This is a genomic window from Halomonas sp. OfavH-34-E (assembly GCF_024124525.1).
Taxonomy (GTDB): Bacteria; Pseudomonadota; Gammaproteobacteria; order Pseudomonadales; family Halomonadaceae; genus Halomonas; species Halomonas litopenaei.
In genome coordinates this window covers 1-19,544 of the sequence record NZ_JAMXRY010000071.1, presented here as the reverse complement: position 1 = coordinate 19,544, position 19,544 = coordinate 1, and the positions used below count along the sequence as shown (strand labels likewise).

General features: G+C 65.5%; 23 protein-coding genes and 1 pseudogene. 9 read left to right on the top strand and 15 right to left on the bottom strand.

All coding sequences use genetic code 11. The features are described from left to right. Positions 1–519 (bottom strand): hypothetical protein (locus NH448_RS21415; protein ID WP_253029407.1); only part of this gene is annotated, 519 nt, incomplete at its 3' end. Here NH448_RS21415 and NH448_RS21410 point away from each other — a divergent pair. Next, complete coding sequence (locus NH448_RS21410) at positions 508–1,101, top strand: hypothetical protein (protein WP_052704527.1); 594 nt, start codon at positions 508–510, stop codon at positions 1,099–1,101. The genes NH448_RS21415 and NH448_RS21410 overlap by 12 nt on opposite strands. Positions 1,102–1,269: 168 nt before the next feature. Here the strand turns inward: NH448_RS21410 and NH448_RS21405 are convergent, their stop codons facing one another. From NH448_RS21405 to NH448_RS21385, 5 genes are all read right to left on the bottom strand, one after another. Next, entirely contained in the window at positions 1,270–2,661 is a 1,392-nt protein-coding gene (locus NH448_RS21405; protein ID WP_045994800.1) for a BCCT family transporter, read from the bottom strand. A 130-nt stretch (positions 2,662–2,791) separates the two neighbouring features. Then, positions 2,792–3,610, bottom strand: coding sequence for an alpha/beta hydrolase (locus tag NH448_RS21400; RefSeq protein WP_045994799.1), 819 nt, complete (start codon positions 3,608–3,610; stop codon positions 2,792–2,794). A 40-nt stretch (positions 3,611–3,650) separates the two neighbouring features. Continuing rightward, complete coding sequence (locus NH448_RS21395) at positions 3,651–4,103, bottom strand: thioesterase family protein (RefSeq protein WP_045994798.1); 453 nt, start codon at positions 4,101–4,103, stop codon at positions 3,651–3,653. Next, positions 4,103–5,056, bottom strand: coding sequence for an L-carnitine dehydrogenase (locus NH448_RS21390; protein WP_045994797.1), 954 nt, complete (start codon positions 5,054–5,056; stop codon positions 4,103–4,105). Before NH448_RS21390 ends, NH448_RS21395 begins: the two co-directional genes overlap by 1 nt. Then, entirely contained in the window at positions 5,053–5,973 is a 921-nt protein-coding gene (locus NH448_RS21385; protein WP_108133355.1) for a 3-keto-5-aminohexanoate cleavage protein, read from the bottom strand. Before NH448_RS21385 ends, NH448_RS21390 begins: the two co-directional genes overlap by 4 nt. A 234-nt stretch (positions 5,974–6,207) precedes the next feature. On the opposite strand from NH448_RS21385, the gene NH448_RS21380 reads away from it, so the two are divergent. After that, entirely contained in the window at positions 6,208–6,783 is a 576-nt protein-coding gene (locus tag NH448_RS21380; protein ID WP_045994795.1) for a carboxymuconolactone decarboxylase family protein, read from the top strand. A gap of 313 nt (positions 6,784–7,096) precedes the next feature. Here NH448_RS21380 and NH448_RS21375 read toward each other — a convergent pair whose 3' ends face one another. Then, positions 7,097–7,399 carry a hypothetical protein gene (locus NH448_RS21375; RefSeq protein ID WP_045994794.1) on the bottom strand — a complete coding sequence of 101 codons (303 nt, stop codon included), beginning with the start codon at positions 7,397–7,399 and terminating at the stop codon, positions 7,097–7,099. A gap of 84 nt (positions 7,400–7,483) precedes the next feature. Then, positions 7,484–8,404 (bottom strand): ornithine carbamoyltransferase, encoded by a 921-nt coding sequence (gene argF, locus NH448_RS21370; protein ID WP_045994793.1) that lies wholly within the window; start codon positions 8,402–8,404, stop codon positions 7,484–7,486. Between the two features lie 237 nt (positions 8,405–8,641). On the opposite strand from argF, the gene grxD reads away from it, so the two are divergent. Next, a complete protein-coding gene (gene grxD, locus NH448_RS21365; RefSeq protein WP_045994792.1) occupies positions 8,642–8,992 on the top strand; it encodes a Grx4 family monothiol glutaredoxin in 351 nt (116 codons plus the stop codon). A gap of 172 nt (positions 8,993–9,164) precedes the next feature. On the opposite strand, the gene rnt is transcribed toward grxD, so the two are convergent. Next, on the bottom strand, positions 9,165–9,830 hold the full coding sequence (gene rnt / locus NH448_RS21360) for a ribonuclease T (protein ID WP_045994791.1): 666 nt from the start codon (positions 9,828–9,830) through the stop codon (positions 9,165–9,167). Between the two features lie 207 nt (positions 9,831–10,037). Between rnt and NH448_RS21355 the strand changes: the two genes are divergently transcribed. The 6 genes from NH448_RS21355 (at position 10,038) to NH448_RS21330 (ending at position 15,421) form a co-directional block, all read left to right on the top strand. After that, positions 10,038–11,255: an argininosuccinate synthase gene (locus NH448_RS21355; protein WP_045994790.1), complete on the top strand. Its 1,218-nt coding sequence runs from the start codon at positions 10,038–10,040 to the stop codon at positions 11,253–11,255. 35 nt (positions 11,256–11,290) lie between these two features. Continuing rightward, positions 11,291–11,593: an HlyU family transcriptional regulator gene (locus NH448_RS21350; protein WP_045994789.1), complete on the top strand. Its 303-nt coding sequence runs from the start codon at positions 11,291–11,293 to the stop codon at positions 11,591–11,593. A gap of 194 nt (positions 11,594–11,787) precedes the next feature. Beyond that, positions 11,788–12,462, top strand: coding sequence for a glutathione S-transferase (locus NH448_RS21345; RefSeq protein WP_045994788.1), 675 nt, complete (start codon positions 11,788–11,790; stop codon positions 12,460–12,462). Positions 12,463–12,803: 341 nt separating this feature from the next. Beyond that, complete coding sequence (locus NH448_RS21340; protein WP_045994787.1) at positions 12,804–13,769, top strand: sulfurtransferase; 966 nt, start codon at positions 12,804–12,806, stop codon at positions 13,767–13,769. Positions 13,770–13,979: 210 nt separating this feature from the next. After that, positions 13,980–15,188 carry a YeeE/YedE family protein gene (locus NH448_RS21335; RefSeq protein WP_045994786.1) on the top strand — a complete coding sequence of 403 codons (1,209 nt, stop codon included), beginning with the start codon at positions 13,980–13,982 and terminating at the stop codon, positions 15,186–15,188. Between the two features lie 38 nt (positions 15,189–15,226). After that, positions 15,227–15,421, top strand: coding sequence for a hypothetical protein (locus tag NH448_RS21330; RefSeq protein ID WP_045994785.1), 195 nt, complete (start codon positions 15,227–15,229; stop codon positions 15,419–15,421). A 177-nt stretch (positions 15,422–15,598) separates the two neighbouring features. Here the strand turns inward: NH448_RS21330 and NH448_RS21325 are convergent, their stop codons facing one another. From NH448_RS21325 to NH448_RS21300, 6 genes and pseudogenes are all read right to left on the bottom strand, one after another. Further along, positions 15,599–15,892, bottom strand: a complete 294-nt coding sequence (locus NH448_RS21325) for a hypothetical protein (protein ID WP_045994784.1) — start codon at positions 15,890–15,892, stop codon at positions 15,599–15,601. Between the two features lie 223 nt (positions 15,893–16,115). Continuing rightward, positions 16,116–16,751, bottom strand: a complete 636-nt coding sequence (gene nth, locus NH448_RS21320; RefSeq protein WP_045994783.1) for an endonuclease III — start codon at positions 16,749–16,751, stop codon at positions 16,116–16,118. Between the two features lie 62 nt (positions 16,752–16,813). After that, positions 16,814–17,521, bottom strand: coding sequence for an electron transport complex subunit E (locus NH448_RS21315; protein WP_045994782.1), 708 nt, complete (start codon positions 17,519–17,521; stop codon positions 16,814–16,816). Next, on the bottom strand, positions 17,518–18,060 hold the full coding sequence (locus tag NH448_RS21310) for an RnfABCDGE type electron transport complex subunit G (RefSeq protein ID WP_045994781.1): 543 nt from the start codon (positions 18,058–18,060) through the stop codon (positions 17,518–17,520). Before NH448_RS21310 ends, NH448_RS21315 begins: the two co-directional genes overlap by 4 nt. Positions 18,061–18,178: 118 nt before the next feature. Then, entirely contained in the window at positions 18,179–19,213 is a 1,035-nt protein-coding gene (locus NH448_RS21305; RefSeq protein WP_052704526.1) for an RnfABCDGE type electron transport complex subunit D, read from the bottom strand. Beyond that, positions 19,210–19,544, bottom strand: a pseudogene (locus NH448_RS21300) (electron transport complex subunit RsxC); the annotation flags it as partial. The gene NH448_RS21305 and the pseudogene NH448_RS21300, both read right to left, overlap by 4 nt.

Genomic DNA, 19,544 nt, shown 5'->3' with positions numbered 1-19,544 from the left:
GATGGGGAAGGGGGCGAAGGTGGTGAGTCCGGCGAAGGTGGTGAAGGTGGCGAAGGCGGTGAAGGTGGTGAAGGTGGTGAAGGCGGTGAAGGCGGTGACGGCGGTGAAGGTGGTGAAGGTGGCGAGGCCGGCCACGGTGGCGAAGGTGGCGAAGGTGGCGAGAAGGGCCACGGCGGCGAAGGCGGTGAAGGTGGCGAGCACGGCCACGGCGGCGAAGGCGGCGAAGGCGGTGAAAGTGCCTCCCTCGCCAGCGATCCCTATGCGGTCTTTGCCTATCTGACGGCGTCTTCCGGTGGTGAAGGTGGCGAAGGCGGTGAAGGCGGTGAAGGCGGCGAAGGTGGTGAAGGCGGCGAAGGCGGTGAAGGCGGTGAAGGCGGTGAAGGCGGTGAAGGCGGTGAAGGCGGTGAAGGCGGTGAAGGTGGCGAAGGCGGCGAAGGTGGCGAAGGCGGCGAAGGTGGCCACGTCGACGCGGCCAACCCTGGCGTCTACACCACTGAGCTCGCGCTGATGCTCGGCCACCTTGAGGTCGCCAAGGAGCTCTACACCGAGGGGGCCAAGACCGCGTCCTACCCCCACTTTGGTCATCCCTACCACGAGGTGTACCCCGGCATCGCGCCTGCGCTGGAAAGCCGTGGCATTGACGCTTTCGATACTGAGCTGGAAGCCTTCTCCGGTAAGGTGCAGCAGGGCGGTGACTGGAGCGAGGTCGAACAGGATTACGCATCGCTTCGCGAGACCATCCTCTCGGCCATGGCCGACGTCGACGATGGCCTCGAGCAGGATGCGGGCTTTCAGGCCAAGGTCCAGCTGGCGCTGTTGAAGACCGCGCTGCACGAGTACGAAGAAGCCGTGGATGACGGCGAGTTCAAGAACGTGGTCGAGTATCAGGACGGTCGTGGCTTTGTGCTGACCGCCCGGGAGTCGCTGGAGCGCCACGCCGACATGTTCCGTCAGGCGGGTGCCTACGATGCCCTGGTCGAGGGCTACGACGGGCTGCTCGAGGCCTGGCCGACGGCCAAGGCGCCGGAGTCTCCGGTGATGACGGTAGGCGAGCTGTCGGCGGCGATGTTCCCGCTGGAGGCCGAATTGGGCAAGTTCTGATGGAACTGCCCTTGAGCTAGCATCCCAGAGCTAGCGTGAAGGGGCCGGCGTCTGCCGACGCTGGCCCCTGGACGTAAGTCCGCCAACCACACCTGGTCATGACGCAGACAGGGCCTGTTTACAGGCCCTGTCTGCGTTGGTCGTTGGGGTGGCACTCGACAATGCGGCTCAGGAGTCCTGGCCCTGCCTGTCGCTCAGATCATCGTGTCTGCCTCGGATGCGCACCAGGAAGGCGGCGACCAGGGCGAAGATTCCGAAGGCGACAGGCACGGCGGCGACCGAGATCAGGGTCAGAATGACCTTGAAGATGTCGCCTTCCAGCCAGTTGATCACCACCGCCAGGGCGGCCATGGCAACGATCCAGAAGGCTCGTGAGCGGCGCACCGTCAGCATCTCGCAGACCAGTCCCGCCGAGTCGGCGCTGGTGACGAAGAACAGCAGGATGTTGAGCGCCAGGACGGCCGACAGCACGCCATGGCTGTCGAGGGTCGCCATCAGGGCGAAGACGTCCTCGGAGCCGGTCTCGAGTCCGCCGAGGCCGAAGGTGGTAAACCACAGGCAGGAGAACAGACTCGGCACCAGCATCACCCCCAGTACCAGCTGGCGCAGGGTGCGGCCCTTCGAGATACGCGCGATGAATACGCCGGTGAACACAAACCAGCCGTACCAGGCGGCTTCGAAGGCGTACAGCCAGTCCGCCAGCCAGGCCTTGTGCTCGGGATCGCCGAGGCCGATATCGGTCGCCATCGCCGGGTACTTCACCAGGTATTCCGGCAACAGTCGGGTGAAGGTGCCGAGGATGTCCAGCGGTGAGGTCAGCACGAAGACGCTGACCATCAGAAACAGGGCGAACAGCGTGTTGTAGTTGCTCAGCCACTTGATGCCACGCTGGAGCCCCGAGGCGCTGGAGGCGATCGCGAACAGCGACAGCACCAGTATGATCAGGGTGGGGCTGGCGTCGATGCCGAAGAACTGCTCGAGGCTCTGTTTGAGCGGATCGGTGGCGTAGGAGAAGGTCAGCGACAGGCCGATGACGGTAGACACCACCAGGCTGACCAGGTTGAGCTTGCTGAGAAAGCCGCCACCAAGCAGCGTCTCGGCGGGCTTGTCGATGTTCAGGTTGTACATGGCGTGAGCGAAGATCACGCCGATCGCCAGATAGCCGGCCCAGGCCAGCAGGCCCCAGTGGTTGAAGGCGTACAGCAGGGCCTGGTCGGTGCTGTGGCCGGCATCGACGTGGTAGCGCGGTTCCAGCACGCCCCAGGTCACCAGGCCGATGCCCATGCCGGTGGCGAACAGCATGCCGAGCCAGGCCAGGGTGGAGAATTCGGGATCTCCCTGGCCGAACCGGAGCCGCCCCAGGGGGGTGAACATCAGCACGGTAAAGACGATGGAGGCGGCGAAGGCCGGGTAGGTGAAGATGAAACCGAAGTTGCCGATGACGTTGACCTTGATGGCGTCAAGCAGCGTCTGGAAGGGGCCTGGGGCGAGGGCGGCAAAGGAGATCAGGGCGATGACGGTGGCCACGGTGGCGACCGAAGTGGTGATGTTCTGGTTCATTGGCGTCTCGTTGTCGTTTTGGAGGGGCGGGCGGTCGGCGGTGTCCTCGGTTGGGCAGGGTAAAGACGACGAAAATGTGCCGGTTAGTCGATTCAAGCACTTGAAAAACAAGGCGTTTAGAGAAAAGACTCTAGTCAAGATGTGCGGCAAGCGCACGGCAGAATGCTCGCCAGGCAGCCTCCATGGCAGGCAGTGACGAGCGCGCGTGCAGGGCGCCGTGCAACATGCCCTCGGCCATATGCACACCGATCTGGTGGTGGCAGCGGCGCCATTCATCCAGTGTTGCCAGCAAGGGGGGCGTCAGCGGGTCATGCTCCACGGCCAGGCACTCGATGGCCCGGCTGGCGGGCAGGTCGTCGCCGATCCGGCGAGCCTGTTCGGCGATCATTGACCAGGCTGCCAACACGTCCTGACGGCTGAGCAGCGGCGCGTCCGGTCCGAGGCTTGTGTCGCTTGGCGTGCCGAGCAGCGGGTAGACCAGGCCCAGGGGGCTGTCGTCGGCAGCACGCCTGGCGGCGTCCAGCACCAGCCGGGCACCGGCGCTGTCGCCGACCAGGGCAACCGGCGCAAGCCGCCGACGGACCACCTCGACGTCGTTGAGCAGCGCGAGATAGCACGCCTCGGGCATCAGCCGGTAGTTCAGGCTGACGACCTCTCGCCCGAGGGCCTGGGCAAGACCGGCGGCGACACCCTGGTGGCTCTCTATCGAACCGATGGTGAAGCCGCCACCGTGGGCGTAGAGCACCACGCCTTCGGCGCCGAGGTGCGGCCGATAGCGGCGCACGCCGACGCCGTCGATGACCTCGTCGGTGACGGCGATCGTGGCCGGTACGGGGCCGGCGAAGCTGGCGCAGAGCTCGTCGTAGTGGCGCCTCGCCTGGTTCATCGGCATCGTCGCCATGGCGTCGAGCCCGGCCTGGAAACGTTCGGCGAAGTCATCGATGGTCATGGTCTGGTGTTCCCTGGCCGAATCTGCGCTGATGGCGCCGTCAGCGTCGGACGATGCCGATACGCCGCCCGAGTCCCTCGGGAGCGGGCGATGAGATGACCGGCAGCGCAGCGATGGCGGTGTCCACCGCCTCGGGGAAAGGTCCCGGTCGACCGCTGTCGAGGTCGATGCCCATCAACATCTGTTCGCTGGTGGCCAGCAGCTGTTCGCCGCTGTGCAGCTCGAACCACAGATGCAGGCGCTTGGCGTCACGATCGACCAGCGTGACCTCGACCTGAAGGGGCTGCCCCTGGTGGGCCTCGCGCAGGTAGCGCAGGTGGGTCTCCAGGGTGTAGAGGGTGTAGCCGTGCCGGTGGCGCCCGGCCTCGTCGAGGCCGATGCGCTCCATCAGGGTGTCGACCGCCAGGGAAAACACCCTGGCGTACTCGGCGTCGTTCATATGGCCGTTGTAGTCGACCCAGTCAGGCTTGACGTCGGTGTCGAGCAGCGCCATCAGATGCGCCCCTCGAGGCCTTCCGCCTCCGGCCAGTACTTCTGGACCAGCCCGAGCAGCTCGACCAGAAAGTCGTCACGACGGCGATCCAGCTCGGACACGCTGCGACCCGCGGCCTGGTGCTCGCAGCCCTCGACCACCCGATCGATCAGCTCGTCGGTCAGCTCCGGGGCCTCGAGCTTGGTCCAGGGCAGCTTCAGGGCGGGGCCGAACTGTTCCAGCATGTGGCGCATGCCCTGATCGCCGCCGGCCAGATGGAAGGTCAGGAAGGTGCCCATCAGTGACCAGCGCAGGCCGCAGCCGTAGACCACGGCGGCGTCGATCTCTTCGGTGGTGGCGACACCGTCGTTGACCAGGTGCAGGGCCTCCCGCCACAGCGCCTCCATCAGGCGATCGGCGATATGCCCTTCGATCTCGCGATGCACCACCAGCGGGCGCATGTCGAGTGCCTGGTACAGCGCCTGGGCCCGCTCGGTGTGCTCGGCCTGGGTGGCCTCGCCGCCGACCAGCTCGACCAGCGGCAGCAGATACACCGGATTGAAGGGATGGGCGACGATGACCCGGCCGGGCGCGTGCTGACAGCCCTGTTGCAGGTCGCTGGGCTTGAAGCCCGAGGTCGAGGAGCCGATCAGCACCTCAGGCGGCGCCGCGGCGTCGATCTGGGCCAGGATGCTGCGCTTGAGCTCGAGGCGCTCGGGCACGTTTTCCTGGATCAGGTCGGCGCCGTCCACCGCGGCTTCCAGCGACGTCGCAAAGCGCAGGTTGTCGGGGCTTGCGCCCTCGGCCAGGCCGCGTTTTTCCAGTGACGGCCAGGCATTGTCGACGAAGGCACGGGTGCGTGCCTCGGCCTTGGGGTCGGGGTCAAAGGCGGCAACACGCCAGCCGTTGGCCAGGGCTCGAGCGATCCAGCCGTTGCCGATGACGCCGGTACCGATGACGGATAGCTGTTTCATGCATCACCTCCAGCGCTGTCGCCGGCGATCTGACCGGTGGACGGGTCGCGCAGCTTGAGGAACTTGCGGGTTTCGGCCGGGGTCATCACGTTGGCGCCAAGGTGGTTGATCATCCGACCGGCTTTCTCGACCAGCTGGGCGTTGGAGGCCAGTACTCCCTTTTCCAGGTAGAGGTTGTCCTCGAGGCCGACGCGGGCGTGGCCGCCGAGCAGTACCGCCTGGGCGGCCATGGGCATCTGGTGGCGACCGATGCCGAAGGCCGCCCAGTTGGCGTTGGTCGGCAGCTTGTTGCGCATGGCCAGCATGGTCTCGGTGTCGGCCTCGGCGCCCCAGGGGATGCCCAGGCACAGCTGGTAGAGCGGGTCACCGTCGATCAGGCCTTCGGCCTGGAGCTGGCGGGCGAACCATACATGGCCCAGGTCGAAGCACTCGAGCTCAGGCTTGACCCCGGCGGCCTGCACCAGGCGGGCGTGTTCACGCAGCCAGTCGGCGGAGTTGACGTAGATCATGTCGCCAAAGTTGAGGCTGCCGCAGTCCAGGGTGCACAGCTCAGGCAGCAGCTCGCCCACCGGCTCATGGCGCTGGGCCGGGGTCTGGATGTCGGTGCCGGGGCCGCCACGGGTCGGATCCTGGCTGTCCGGAATCCAGTCCCCTCCACCGCCGGCGGTGATGTTCATGACGATGTCGGTGTCGGCCTCGCGCACCCGCTCCATCACCTCGCGGAAGTGATCCAGCGAGTGGCTGACGCCACCGGTCTCGGGGTCGCGCACGTGGATGTGGGCGATGCTGGCGCCGGCCTTGGCGGCCTCGATGCAGTCGTTGGCGATCTGCTCGGGGGTGACCGGAACCTTGTCGCTCTTGGCGGTGGTGTCGCCGGCGCCGGTCACGGCGCAGGTCAGAATGACGTTGCGGTTCATGATGCTCTCCTCGTCGTGAATGGGCGCAGTGTGGCGAAGATGACGGCCTGTCACTTGGCACCAACCGTCGTTTTGTTGACGTCATGCGACATCCTTGGTGTCGCTGCCAATCTGTGCCAGAACAGGCGTGATGAGGAGGGTAGGGAGAGTGCGAGGAAAGGATTCGGCAACGAGCGCCACCAAGTAGCACGTTCATCGACGTATCCCTTCACCTCTGTATTGGAATAGAGACCCATGACCGACTTTACTCAGCACGATCTGTCCAGCGCCCCCGAAAAAAGCCGCCCCCTGCTCGAGAAGGCGCAGAAGGAGATGGGCATGATCCCGGCCCTGTATAGCGTGATGGCCGAAGCGCCGGGCGTGCTGGAGGCCTACCAGCGACTGCATGAGCTGTTTCTCGCCTCGAGTTTCGATGCCGCCGAGAAGACGGTGGTTTGGCAGGCGATCAACGTCGAGCATGATTGCGAGTACTGTGTGGCCGTGCACACGGCGGTGGCCGGCATGATGAAGGTGGACCCCGCCATCACCCAGGCGCTGCGCGACCAGCAGCCGCTGGAAGATGATCGTCTGGAACTGCTGCGCCAGACCACGCTGGCCATCGTGCGTGATCGCGGACGTCCGGATCCGGCCGTGGTGGAGCACTTCCTCGAGGCGGGCTTCAGCCGGCAGCAGCTGCTGGATATCGTGCTGGGGGTGAGCCAGAAGATTCTGTCGAACTACGTGAATCACCTGGCGGACACGCCCATCGACGACGCCTTCAAGCGCCACGCCTGGACGAAGGGGGCTGCAGATACCGACGCGGCGGCCTGATCGAGGGGGCCTTCACCGGCGACGCAGTGGCGGGCTGCCAAGTTGCAGACTGCCGTTTGCATAGGCCGTAGGTAACAACGACCGCCGCTGGAAAAGGCCAGGGGTCACAACGGATATTGGCAAGAGCCGCTAATGGTAAAAACGAAGAGTGGCAACAATCGATAGCAGAAGCACCAAGGGCGCCCGCTGGGCGCCCTTGGCATATCTGGCTGGTGTCAGGAGACCGCCGGGCTATTTACCGCCTGGCTGTTGATGGCTGGCGACACCCAGACAGCAGCGTCGGTCGCTCGCTCGCTTTAGACCTCAGGAGACCTCAGGCGCTGGCGTGAAGGTCGGCGGCGCCGACACCATATAGATCAAAGGCCAGTTCACGTCCGGTGGTGGTGAGCACCAGCCGCCCCTGGCTATTGTGGGCCACCAGCGCCTGGCGCAATAGGCGGCGCAGACGCGAGGCCTGGGACCGTGAGCGGGTCAGAGAATCGAGCCGCTCGGCGCTGAGCCCGCGACTGGGCTGGGTGATCGCCTCCAGCACCTCGCCATCGCGGTAGAGATCCTCGATGAAGGCGGTGAGGTCGATGCGCTGGGCGGTGTCGTTGTGATCAGCGGTGAGGGCCATGGTCCCATCCCGAAAAAGAAGATGGGACCAGTATACGACAATCGTCGAATTAGACCAAAGTCTATAAGTGCGTCGACCAGGATCTCAGCCGTTGACCTGACCCAGCATCAAGAACTCCAGCAGCGCCTTCTGGGCGTGCAGGCGGTTGCCGGCTTCCTGCCAGACGACCGCGCGGGGATCGTCGAGCAGGGTCTCGCTGATTTCCTCCCCACGGTGGGCCGGCAGGCAATGCAGGAACAGCACGTCCTTGGCGGCGGCGTCGAGCATCGCTTCGGTGACCTGGAAACCGGCAAAGTCCGCCTCGCGACGAGCCTGCTCTTCCTCCTGGCCCATGGAGGCCCAGACGTCGGTGGTGACGAGGTCGGCGCCGGCCACGGCGGTCATCGGGTCGCGCTCGATCACCACCCGATCACCGGCGGCGGCCAGGATATCCTCGCGGGGGTCGTAGCCCTCGGGGCAGCAGATACGCAGCTTGAAGTCGAACTGGCGTGCGGCGTTGATCCAGGAGTGGCACATGTTGTTGCCGTCGCCGATCCACACCGCGGTGCGGCCCTTGACGCTGCCGCGAAGCTCGGTCCAGGTCATGACATCGGCCAGCAGCTGGCACGGATGGTAGTCGTCGGTCAGGGCGTTGATCACCGGCACGTCACTGGCGGCGGCGAATTCCTCGAGACCCTGGTGGGAAAAGGTCCGGATCATCACCGCATCGACCATCTCCGAGAGCACCCGTGCGGTGTCACCGATGGGCTCGCCGCGCCCCAGCTGGGTGTCGCGCGGTGACAGAAACAGCGCGTGCCCGCCAAACTGGGCCATGGCGGTCTCGAAGGACACCCGGGTACGGGTCGAGGATTTCTCGAAGATCATCGCCAGGGTGCGGTTGGTGAACGGCGTGTAGGTCGGGCCGTGGGCCTTGAGGCCGTTCTTGATGGTGATGGCGCGCTGGATGAGGTAGCGCAGTTCATCCTGGCTCAGGTCCAGTAGGGTCAGGAAGTGGCGGGTGGCCATGGCATCTCTCCAACGAGGTAAAAAACGACCATCCTAGCCAGCCCCGAGGGGATGCGCAACGCGCCGCCGGGCCGTACAATGCGGCCATGCAAAGGCCGAGTGTGGCCATCGGGTATTGCCTCCTGCGAGGTAGTCCGCCGGGGCCGCATTGAAAATGGGGCGGAATGCCCCCATTGTCCCGGTCTGCGTCACTTAGCAAGGGCGAGCAAGCCAAGCCCGTTTCAACGAGGAGCCGTGATGAGTACCACCGTCGAGAATATTCAGCGCCAGATCAGCGAAAATCCCATCCTGATCTACATGAAGGGGTCTCCGCAGCTGCCGCAGTGCGGCTTCTCCGCCCAGACCGTGCAGGCGCTGATGGCCTGTGGCGAGCGCTTTGCCTTCGTCAACGTGCTGGACAACCCCGACATCCGCGCGGAGCTGCCCAAGGTGGCCAACTGGCCGACCTTCCCGCAGCTGTGGGTGGAAGGCGAGCTGGTCGGCGGCTGCGACATCGTCGTCGAGATGCACAACAACGGCGAACTCGAGCCGCTGGTCAAGCAGGCCGCCGAGCGTGCCCGCCAGAACGAGGAAGGCGCTGCCGACTAAAGAGCGCTGTTGGTGGCCCTGCGCCCGCCAGGCCAACGCCTCTCCATAAATCGTTGTCCGGCGGGACCGCGTCGACCGGCTGCCGCGAAAGCTTCGCAACTACGATAAAGGCCCCGATGGTCATCGACCATCGGGGCCTTTATCGTCTTGAGACTTTAGCGACCGAAGGGGATCAATCCTCTTCCATGCCCTGTTCCTGCTGGGCCAGCCGCCATCCTCCCAGGTCCTTGTAGCGATTGACCATGGCGCAGAACAGCTCGGCGGTGCGCTCGGTGTCGTAGCGGGCCGAGTGCGCGGCGTTGTTGTCGAACTCGATGCCGGCGGCGCGACAGGCTCGGGCGAGCACGGTCTGGCCGTAGACCAGGCCGGCAAGCGAGGCGGTGTCGAAGCTCGAGAAGGGGTGGAAGGGGTTGCGCTTGATCTCGCAGCGATTGACCGCGGCGTTGAGAAAGCCGTGGTCGAAGGCGGCGTTATGACCCACCAGGATGGCTCTGGTACAGCCGTGGGCCTTGATCGCCTTGCGCACCGGTCGAAATATCTCGCCAAGCGCCTCGGACTCGCTGACCGCCACCTGCTTGCGCAGCGGGTCATCGAGGCGGATGCCGGTGAAATCCAGCGCTGCCTGCTCCACATTGGCACCGGCAAAGGGTTCGATGTGGTAGGCGAAGGTGGCGTCGGGCAACAGGTTGCCCTCCGGGTCCATGGTCAGGGTGACGGCGGCGATCTCCAGCAGGGCGTCGGATTCCGGGTTGAAGCCGCCGGTCTCGATATCCACCACCACCGGCAGAAAACTGCGAAAACGTTGCGCCATGAGTTCGCGGGCGATCAGCTCGCTCATGCACCTCTCCTTAGTCGGGCCGTGTGGGGTCAGGGGGCCTGCTGTTGGCAGGCCGAAACGGCGAAAGTCTAGCAGTTTGGGGCAGCGGCGTCCCGTGGCCGGTATTCGGCACCCCAGATGCACGCTATAATCGGCGCTCTTCGGGCGTTATTCGCGCCGCGAATGCGTTGGTCACACCATGGTTGGTTACAAGAAGGAGCCCCTAGCATGTCCGATGTAAAGAAGGTCGTGCTCGCCTATTCCGGCGGACTGGACACATCCGTCATCGTCAAGTGGTTGCAGGAAACGTACGACTGCGAGGTGGTGACCTTCACCGCTGACATCGGTCAGGGCGAGGAAGTCGAGCCTGCCCGTGCCAAGGCCGAGGCCCTCGGCGTCAAGGAAATCTACATCGAGGACCTGCGCGAAGAATTCGTGCGCGACTACGTGTATCCGATGTTCCGCGCCAACACCATCTACGAGGGCGAGTACCTGCTGGGCACCTCCATCGCCCGTCCGCTGATCGCCCGCCGCCTGATCGAGATCGCCAACCAGACCGGTGCCGACGCGATTTCTCACGGCGCCACCGGCAAGGGCAACGATCAGGTGCGTTTCGAGCTTGGCGGCTATGCGCTCAAGCCCGGCGTCAAGGTGATCGCCCCGTGGCGCGAGTGGGATCTCAACTCCCGCGAGAAGCTGATGGCCTACTGCCAGCAGCACGATATTCCGGTGGACTTCAGCAAGAAGAAGAAGTCGCCGTACTCCATGGACGCCAACCTGCTGCATATCTCCTACGAGGGCGGCATCCTCGAGGATCCCTGGGCCGAGGCCGAGGAAGACATGTGGCGCTGGAGCGTGTCGCCGGAGGCCGCTCCCGATACCCCGACCTACGTCGAGCTGACCTTCGACAAGGGTGACATCGTGGCCATCGACGGCGAGCCGATGAAGCCCCACGAAGTACTCGAGAAGCTCAACAAGCTGGGTGGCGACAATGGTATCGGCCGTCTCGACATCGTCGAGAACCGCTACGTCGGCATGAAGTCCCGCGGCTGCTACGAGACACCCGGGGGCACCATCATGCTGCGTGCTCACCGCGCCATCGAGTCGCTGACCCTCGACCGCGAAGAGGCCCACCTGAAAGACGAGCTGATGCCGAAGTACGCCGAGGTGATCTACAACGGCTACTGGTGGAGCCCCGAGCGCCGCATGCTGCAGGCGGCCATCGACGAGACCCAGAAGAACGTCTCCGGTGTGGTGCGCATGAAGCTCTACAAGGGCAACGCCATCGTCGCCGGTCGCCGCTCCGACGAGTCGCTGTTCGACGAGTCCATCGCCACCTTCGAGGATGACCAGGGCGCCTACGACCAGAAGGACGCCGAAGGCTTCATCAAGCTCAACGCCCTGCGTCTGCGCATCGCTGCCGGCAAGGGGCGTCGTCAGGACTGAGTGGTAACGTCGCGCGACAGGCCAAAGGAGTTCCCATGCTGAAGCAACTGTTCGGAGCGCTGTTCAAGGGGGACGGCAAGTCGTCGTCCCGGGCCGCGCCCGAGGCCGAAGCGGTCGAGTACCGTGGTTACCTGATCATCTCGCAACCCGAGGAGCAGGGCGGTCAGTTCCGCGTCAGCGGTGTCATCCGCAAGCCCATCGAGGGCGGCGAGACCCTGGAGCATCGGTTCGAGCGTTCTGACCTGGTGCCGGGACGCGAAGCCTGTGACGCCCTGATGCGGCAGAAGGCCGAACGCTACATCGATGAAGTCGGCGACGAGATGTTCGAACCGCGCTGATTGCTCACCGCGACAACGGCGCCCTCCGGGGCGCCGTTTGTGTCTGTGGGGCGGTTGTTTCATGCAGGTCGTCGCCGCGCCCGTCAGCCCATCCAACACGCCCCGGCCCATGTCGGGGAGAGCCACACTTCAGGCCATTGCCTGTCTCAGGGAAAGACCCGCCTCAAGGCATGACTCGTTCCAAGGAGAGCCCCATGATCGTCGTGCACCATCTGGAAAATTCGCGTTCGCTGCGTATCGTCTGGCTGCTGGAAGAGCTGGGCGTGGACTACGAGATCCGCCAGTACGCCAGAGATCAGAAGACCATGCTGGCACCCGCCGCACTCAAGCAGGTGCACCCGCTGGGCAAGTCCCCGGTGATCACCGATGAAGACGCAGGTAGCCGCGTGGTGGCGGAGAGCGGCGCCATCATCGACTACCTGCTCAGGCGCTTCGATACCGAGCATCGACTGTGGCCCGAGCCGTCAAGGGCCGACACCACCGACTTCGTGTTCTGGATGCACCACGCCGAGGCCTCGGCCATGCCGCCACTGGTCATGAATCTGGTGTTCAGCCGACTCGGCAAACCGCCGGTGCCGGCGCTGATGCGGCCGCTGGGCCGGCTCTTTGCCGAGGGCGTGCGCAAGCAGTATCTGGGGCCGGAGATCCGCCGTCTGATGGACTTCTGGGAGCACAGCCTGGAAGGGCGAGAATGGTTCGCGGGCGAGCGCTTCAGTGCCGCCGACATACAGATGAGCTTCCCGCTGCTGGCGCTGGAAGGTCGTGGCCAGCTGGGCGACCACCCGCAGCTTGGCGCCTTTGTCGAGCGCTGTCGCCAACGGCCCGGCTATGTCCGCGCCGTCGAACGGGGAGGCGAACTGTCGCTGTAACCTGGTGGGGAAGGCCGCTCGCGTATCGCCTGGCAGAAAGGATCCTGTGGGTATGGCCGAAGGACCGTCTGGGAAGGACCTTGTGGGAAAGACCGTCTGGGAAGGACCTTGCATGAGGAGCGTGACAGTAGGGGCGTGCACGAGGCGCGTGCACGAGGGGTGTGCTACCAAGCGCCTTGCATGACAAGGCATTGCGCCTGCTGCGTTGCTCGGCATTCGCTGGAGCGAATATTCATGTCGGCTAGTTATGAGCATGAAAATTATTATTCATTGCAAGCATATTGAGTTTGCTGCTCCGAGCGGGATAATGGGCGTCAACACCCACCTAGGAGGTCAAGATCATGCTGAGGTCCCTGACATTTGCCGGTGCCTTGCTGGTGGCAGGCTCCGCCCAGGCGCTTGAGGTCGATCCGCTGGTCAGCCCCGCCTGGCTGAGCGAGCATCTGGACAACGATAATCTGGTGGTGCTGGACATTCGCTCCAGCATCGACAATGGCGGCGATCGCTCGAGCTTCGAAGACGCCCATATCCCGGGCAGCCTGTACTCGAGCTATACCGAAGACGGCTGGCGCGAGAGCCGTGACGGCGTCACCGGGGTGATGCCGCCGGTGTCGAGTCTACAGCGGCTGATCGGTGGGCTCGGTATCGACAACGACGATACCGTGGTGCTGGTGCCGGCGGGCACGGGTGCCACCGACTTCGGCAGCGCGGCACGGGTCTACTGGACCTTCAAGGTACTCAGCCATGACCAGGTGGCGATCCTCGACGGTGGCTTTGCGGGCTGGAAGGAACAGGGGCTGGAGGTCGTCAGTGGCCCCGTCGAATATCCCGACCCGGTGCGCTTCGAGGGCGCCCTGGACGAGTCACTGCTGGCCACCACTGAAGAGGTCGAGGCCGCACGGGAGTCCCAGGGGCAGCTGGTCGACGCTCGCCCCGAGGATTACTTCAAGGGGGACAATCAGTCGCCGGCGGCGGCGGCCCCCGGCACCATCCCGGGTGCCTTGAACCTGCCTCACCAGAGCCTGCTGGCCAACGATGGCGGCGCCTGGCGTCTGGACACCGCCCAGGTGACCTCGCGGATACAGGCGGCCGAGCTGGACGCCAGCGCCAAGACCGTGGCCTTCTGCAACACCGGCCACTGGGCCGCCACCGACTGGTTCGTGCTCAGCGAAATCGCCGGCTTCGACAATGTGGCACTGTATGACGGCTCCATGGCCGAGTGGACCCAGGACGAGTCACGCCCGTTGGCGGTGGCCAAGCAGGGACTGGGCAAGGTGCTCGACGCCCTGGGCCTTGGTGACGACTGATCGCTCTGAGGCTCCGGCTGCCCTGAGGCTCCGGTTGGCGCCTTGTTAAAGCGTCGATTTCGCGCAATTGCTGCGCCTTTGCTACGTTATCGTTGCCTCGCTTCTGCGTCCGTGCCGGACCTGTTGCTGGATGGCAGGGTTTGACGCTATCGCCACGCCGCCGACCCCGGGTCGCCGGCGTGGCCCTCTCATCACGAGTAGATCACTACCATGACACAGACTTCCGCTGCGGCCCCCGTCCAGGGCCGCCTTCCTGTCGATCGTTTCGTCGTCGGCGTGGCCCTGGCCGGGATGCTGATCCTGGGCGGGCTGGTGTGGCTCGAGACCGCTCCTTTCCTGGTGGCGCTGTTCGGCGTCGGTATCGCGCTGGGGATGGCGCTCTACCATGGGGCCTTTGGCTTTACCGCCGGCTGGCGCAACCTGGTCACCAAGCGTCGCGGCGCCGGCATGCGTGCCCAGTTGATCCTGTTTGCACTGACCTCTGCGCTGATGATTCCGCTGCTCGGCAGCGGAGAGCCCGGCATGGTGGGGGCGGTGGCGCCCATCGGCACCTCGCTGGTGGTGGGCTCCTTCGTGTTCGGCCTGGGCATGCAGCTCGGTGGAGGCTGTGGCTCAGGCACGCTGTTTACCGTCGGCGCCGGCAACCTGCGCATGCTGGTGACACTTGCGTTCTTCATCATCGGTGCGGTGGTCGGTTCGATCCACCTGCCGTGGTGGCTCGACCTGCCGAGCCTGGATCCTGTCAGCCTGATCGACAGTGTCGGGGTCATCGGCGCCATCGCGGTACAGTGGGCGGGACTGGCGCTGGTGATGCTGTGGGTCAATCGCGTGGAACGCCGCGCCCATGGTTCGCTGGAGCGCTCCGAGCTGCGCCTGGCACCTGCCGAAGGCGGGGTGCTGCGCACCCTGGTGCAGGGACGCTGGCCCTTCGTCTGGGCGATCCTGGTGCTGGCGATCGGCAACACCCTGACCCTGGCCATCGGCGGGGCGCCCTGGGGCATCACCTTCGCCTTCAATCTTTGGGGCGCCAAGGCGTTGCAGGCCATCGGCGTGGACATGAGTCAGTTCGAGTTCTGGACCTGGGACTACCCGGCCATGGCGCTGGCCGATTCGGTGCTGGTGAACATCACCTCGGTGATGAACTTCGGTCTGCTGCTGGGTGCCATGCTGGCGGCGGGTCTGGCCAATCGCTTCAATGAAGCCAGTCGCAAGCCCATCGAGGGACGTCAGTTCCTGGCGGCGATCATCGGCGGCCTGCTGCTGGGCTACGGTGCCCGGCTGGGCTTCGGCTGCAATATCGGCGCGCTGTTTTCGGGACTGGCCTCGGGCAGCCTGCACGCCTGGGTGTGGTTCGCCTGCGCCTTCGTCGGTTCGCTGGTGGGGATTCGCCTGCGCCCCTGGTTCCGGCTGCCCAACTGATCGACCGACCCACTGATCCATTGTTCAAGGTGATTCCCATGAAAGCCGCCTATCATCGAAGCCGCGTCATCGGTCTGTTGCTGGCGATTCTGGTATTGATCATGGCCGACCACCTGGCCAGTCCCACCTTCGCCTTCAACATGGGCGACGGCCACGCTCGCACCTCGCTGAACCAGCGTGACGCCAGCGCCTGTGCGCCCTGTGGGGCGCCGTGCCCGTCCACTCGCCAATAGGGCTTGCATGAAGAGTGCCTGCGCTCGCCGACTTTTCGTAGAAAGCCTGGAATTATGCCTGCGCTCGGTGACGTTCTAACGTTCAGGCACTGTTCGTCGGACAGTATTGGCCAACAAAGAGGCGCCCCTGCTATGGCAGGGGCGCCTCTTGTGGTCGCCAGTCTGACGGGGAGACGATCATTCTCGTGGGTCCTGTTCCCGGCGGGGGATCTTCGGACCCAGCGGCCCGAGCCACAGCCAGACCTGGAGCACCACCAGGATCGGTAACAGCCAGGTCGGCGCGCCCACCGTCCACACCAGCACCTGGTGGATCATGAAGGCGGTCAGGCCGCCGAGCAGGCCAAGCACCGGGAACATCAGTGGCCGCTCGGAGCCCGGGCGGCCACTTAGCCGGAACAGCGAGCCGGTGAAGGCGCCAAAGCTCACGGCCATGGCCAGCGGAATCCAGAGTTGCTGTAGCACTTCCTGCATCGTTAACCGCTCATGTTGAGACTTGGGCCCTCAGGCTAACGCGTCTGGCCGCCGGCTGCGCTTGAACTTTGGCGTAATTTGCCTGGCTTCCGGCTTCCGGCTTCCGGCTTCCGGCACGCATCCTTGGTGATGGCGCTGTTGCCGGCGAGCGCTTTCGTCTGTGGTGCTGGGGGCCAGGACGGGCGAAAACCGTCGCTGGGTGCAGTCGCGGCCCATGCAAGGTCTAGATGTCGGTCTTGTCCTTGAACTCGCACAGATCCTCGATGACACAGCTGCCGCAGCGAGGCTTGCGCGCTACGCAGGTATAGCGGCCATGGAGGATCAACCAGTGGTGGGCGTCCTGGCGAAACTCGCGGGGGACGTGGCGCACCAGCCGTTCCTCGACCTCCACCACGTTCTTGCCCTTGGCGATGCCGGTGCGGTTGGAGACCCGGAAGATGTGGGTGTCCACGGCGATGGTGGGCTGGCCGAAGGCGGTGTTGAGTATCACGTTGGCGGTCTTGCGTCCGACCCCGGGCAGGGCCTCCAGCGCCGGACGGGTGGCCGGCACCTCGCCGCCATGGCGCTCGATCAGCAGATGGCAGGTCTTCATCAGGTTTTCGGCCTTGGTGTTGAAAAGGCCGATGGTCTTGATGTGTTCCTTGAGCGCGTCGATCCCGATATCGATGATCGCCTGGGGTGTGTTGGCCACGGGGAACAGGCGAGCGGTGGCCTTGTTGACGCCGACGTCGGTGGCCTGCGCCGACAGCAGTACCGCGGCCAGCAGTTCAAACGGTGTGCTCCAGTTGAGCTCGGTGGTCGGCTCGGGATTGTGGGTCCGCAGGCGGGTAAAGATCTCGTGGCGTTTGGCAGCGTTCATGCTCGTCTCTTTGGTTGGCAAGCCAGGGGCTGAATCGACAGCGGGCCAGGCCGGGCGGATCTTCAGCGCACGACTCCGGTAACCCGCACCCGGCGTTCGTCCCCGGGCGTCCGGGTCGGCGCCGGGCGGCGGCGCTTCACGGCGTCGTCGATGGCGTTCTTGGCGGCGATCAGCAGCCCGGTGACCAGAAAGGCGCCTGGCGGCAGCACCAGAAACAGCATGCCGCCATCACCCGGCAGGTGCAGTGTCCAATCACCGGCTGCGTCGCCCAGCAGCAGGTCCATGCCGGCGAACAGGGTGCCTTGCCCCAGCAGTTCGCGGATACCCCCGATCAACACCAGCACCAGAGAGAAGCCGAGGCCGTTCATCAGGGCGTCGAACAGGGCCGGCTTGAGCGGTTGGCGGGAGGCAAAGGCCTCGACCCGAGCCAGGATGGCGCAATTGGTGACGATCAGCGGCAGGAAGATGCCGAGCACCTGGTAGAGCTCGTAGGCCAGCGCCGCCATGGCCAGTTCGACGCAGGTCACGAAGGCAGCGATGATCAACACGAAGGCCGGCAGGCGTACCTCAGGGCGTACCTGGTGGCGCAGCGCCGAGGCCGAGGCGCTGGCGCCGAGCATCACCCCCAGGGTGGCGATCCCGAGCCCCAGGCCATTGACCACACTGCCGGTGACGGCCAGTAGCGGACACAGGCCGAGCAACTGGACCAGGGCGGGATTGTTGCTCCACAGCCCCTTGATGGCGATGTCGCGAGCGTCGCTGCGGGTCATGGGCTGGGCTCCTGGTTACTGGCGTCTGGCGTATCACGCGGCGACCCGGCAGTCATCATCGCTTCGTTCACCGCCTGGATGACGGCGTGAGAGGTGATGGTGGCACCGGTCAGGGCTTCGATGGCGCCCTGCGGGGCCAGGTCCAGCTGGTGGCGCGCGAGGCCTTCGAACTGATCGATCCAGGGGCCCTTGCGGCGCTCGATGGCGTCGCCAAGCCCCGGCGTCTCGCGGTGATCGACGACGCGCACTGCCGTGACACGCCGCTGCGGTGTCAGTGCCACCAGCACCTCGACGGGGCCTGCGTAGCCGAGCGCTGAAGAGGGTTGCAGGGTGGCGAGCAGCGTGCCGCTTTCGTCCAGCGCCTGCCAGCCTTGGTCACCGGCCGGCGCCGGCACCAGCCTGGCGGTGCCCTGAGGCGCCAGGCTTTGCAGTAGGGCGTCCTGGTGGGCCTGGCGATTGGCCTCGATACGCCCCTCGCTGAGCGCCTGGGTCAGGCTGACCGCACCCAGGGTCACCAGGGCGAACAGGGCAAGTTTCACGGCCAGTGTTCGCGGAGCCGACGTGTTGCTATCAGGGCTATTCATCAGCGCAGTCTATCAGTGCTTTCCAAGTGAGGCGGTCGTCCATCAGCGTTCTTGACCAGGGCGGTGTCGCTGGCTAACCGTCATCGTTGTGCCTCCGGGTGGCTCGAGCATTCGATGACCGGTCGGGCACCAGCTGGTCGAGCAGGGGGGCGGCCAGGTTCATCAGCAGCACGGCGAAGGCCACGGCGTCAGGGTAGCCGCCGTAGGCACGGATGATCATCGTCAGGGCGCCGATGCCGGCACCATAAGCCAGGCGTGCACGACGACCGCTGGCGGCACTGACCGGGTCGGTGACGATAAAGAAGGCGCCGAACATGGCCGCGCCCCCGAGCAGGTGGAAGCCGACTCCGCCGCTGGCCGACAGTTGATCGAACAGCCAGGCGAGCAAGGCCATGGAGGCGAGCATGGACAGCGGCAGGCGCCAGTCGATCAGCCGGCGGTAGAGCAGGTAAAGACCTCCGGCCAGCCAGGCCAGGGCGACGTTGCGCCAGGTCTCCAGCGCCGCTGGTGCCACTAGCTCGGCGAGGCTGGCGTCTGCGGCGCGATGGCGGTAGGCGTCCAGCGGTGTGGCACCGCTCAGCGCATCCAGTGCGGCTGCTGGGTGCTGGCCCAGCCAGCGTGCCAGCCAGGTCGAGGGCTCGACGGCGTCGGGGCCGAATAGCCCCGAGGGTGCGGGCCACAGGCTCATCTGGGTGGGGAAGGACACCAGCAGCAGGGCGTAGCCCACCATGGCGGGGTTGAACAGGTTTTGGCCGAGTCCGCCGTAAAGGTGCTTGGCCACCGCCACGGCGGCAAGCGAGCCGATCAGGATCAGCCACAGGCTGGTGCCCGTCGGCAGCGCCGCACCCAGTAGCACCCCGGTCAACAGGGCGCTGCCATCAGCGATGGTCGGCGAGACGGGCCGCCGACGCGCCACCAGCATCATCGCCTCGATCAGCACACAGCAGGCCGCTGCGGTGATGACGTTGGTGACGACGCCAAGGCCGAAGAACCAGCTCTGGGTGATGAGTCCGGGCAGGCAGGCCAGCGTCACCCGACGCATCAAGGTAGCGCTGTCGTGTCCACGACGAGCGCTGTCTGCGCTGGTGTGGCGGTGAAGGTGGCTCATGGCCGGGTTTCCTCCTGACGGGCGGCCTTGAGCCGAGCATCGGCGGCGGCGAGGTGCTGTCTGGCGGTATCCAGTTGAGTCTCGAGGTCGGCGAGGACATCCGCCGATTGCTGCTGCTGGGCGGCGCGCTCCAGCGCCTTCTCAGCCTTGCGTGCCGCGGCCTTGGCGGCTGCCTGGGCGATGCGTAGGCCACGCACGTCCGCGACGCTGGCGGTTCCCTTGGTGTCGGCTGAGCTATCCTTGGCGCTGCTTGCGTCACGCTCCTGGCCGCGCCGGGTGGCGGCCTGACGACGGGCCTGGCGACGTGCTTCACGCTCGGCCGCCTCGCGCT

Bases quoted from the DNA above. Each gene is read 5' to 3' on its own strand.
- NH448_RS21410 (WP_052704527.1), top strand. From the start codon at position 508: ATGCTCGGCCACCTTGAGGTCGCCAAGGAGCTCTACACCGAGGGGGCC.
- NH448_RS21405 (WP_045994800.1), bottom strand. From the start codon at position 2,661: ATGAACCAGAACATCACCACTTCGGTCGCCACCGTGGCCACCGTCATC.
- NH448_RS21400 (WP_045994799.1), bottom strand. From the start codon at position 3,610: ATGACCATCGATGACTTCGCCGAACGTTTCCAGGCCGGGCTCGACGCC.
- NH448_RS21395 (WP_045994798.1), bottom strand. From the start codon at position 4,103: ATGGCGCTGCTCGACACCGACGTCAAGCCTGACTGGGTCGACTACAAC.
- NH448_RS21390 (WP_045994797.1), bottom strand. From the start codon at position 5,056: ATGAAACAGCTATCCGTCATCGGTACCGGCGTCATCGGCAACGGCTGG.
- NH448_RS21385 (WP_108133355.1), bottom strand. From the start codon at position 5,973: ATGAACCGCAACGTCATTCTGACCTGCGCCGTGACCGGCGCCGGCGAC.
- NH448_RS21380 (WP_045994795.1), top strand. From the start codon at position 6,208: ATGACCGACTTTACTCAGCACGATCTGTCCAGCGCCCCCGAAAAAAGC.
- NH448_RS21375 (WP_045994794.1), bottom strand. From the start codon at position 7,399: ATGGCCCTCACCGCTGATCACAACGACACCGCCCAGCGCATCGACCTC.
- argF (WP_045994793.1), bottom strand. From the start codon at position 8,404: ATGGCCACCCGCCACTTCCTGACCCTACTGGACCTGAGCCAGGATGAA.
- grxD (WP_045994792.1), top strand. From the start codon at position 8,642: ATGAGTACCACCGTCGAGAATATTCAGCGCCAGATCAGCGAAAATCCC.
- rnt (WP_045994791.1), bottom strand. From the start codon at position 9,830: ATGAGCGAGCTGATCGCCCGCGAACTCATGGCGCAACGTTTTCGCAGT.
- NH448_RS21355 (WP_045994790.1), top strand. From the start codon at position 10,038: ATGTCCGATGTAAAGAAGGTCGTGCTCGCCTATTCCGGCGGACTGGAC.
- NH448_RS21350 (WP_045994789.1), top strand. From the start codon at position 11,291: ATGCTGAAGCAACTGTTCGGAGCGCTGTTCAAGGGGGACGGCAAGTCG.
- NH448_RS21345 (WP_045994788.1), top strand. From the start codon at position 11,788: ATGATCGTCGTGCACCATCTGGAAAATTCGCGTTCGCTGCGTATCGTC.
- NH448_RS21340 (WP_045994787.1), top strand. From the start codon at position 12,804: ATGCTGAGGTCCCTGACATTTGCCGGTGCCTTGCTGGTGGCAGGCTCC.
- NH448_RS21335 (WP_045994786.1), top strand. From the start codon at position 13,980: ATGACACAGACTTCCGCTGCGGCCCCCGTCCAGGGCCGCCTTCCTGTC.
- NH448_RS21330 (WP_045994785.1), top strand. From the start codon at position 15,227: ATGAAAGCCGCCTATCATCGAAGCCGCGTCATCGGTCTGTTGCTGGCG.
- NH448_RS21325 (WP_045994784.1), bottom strand. From the start codon at position 15,892: ATGCAGGAAGTGCTACAGCAACTCTGGATTCCGCTGGCCATGGCCGTG.
- nth (WP_045994783.1), bottom strand. From the start codon at position 16,751: ATGAACGCTGCCAAACGCCACGAGATCTTTACCCGCCTGCGGACCCAC.
- NH448_RS21315 (WP_045994782.1), bottom strand. From the start codon at position 17,521: ATGACCCGCAGCGACGCTCGCGACATCGCCATCAAGGGGCTGTGGAGC.
- NH448_RS21305 (WP_052704526.1), bottom strand. From the start codon at position 19,213: ATGAGCCACCTTCACCGCCACACCAGCGCAGACAGCGCTCGTCGTGGA.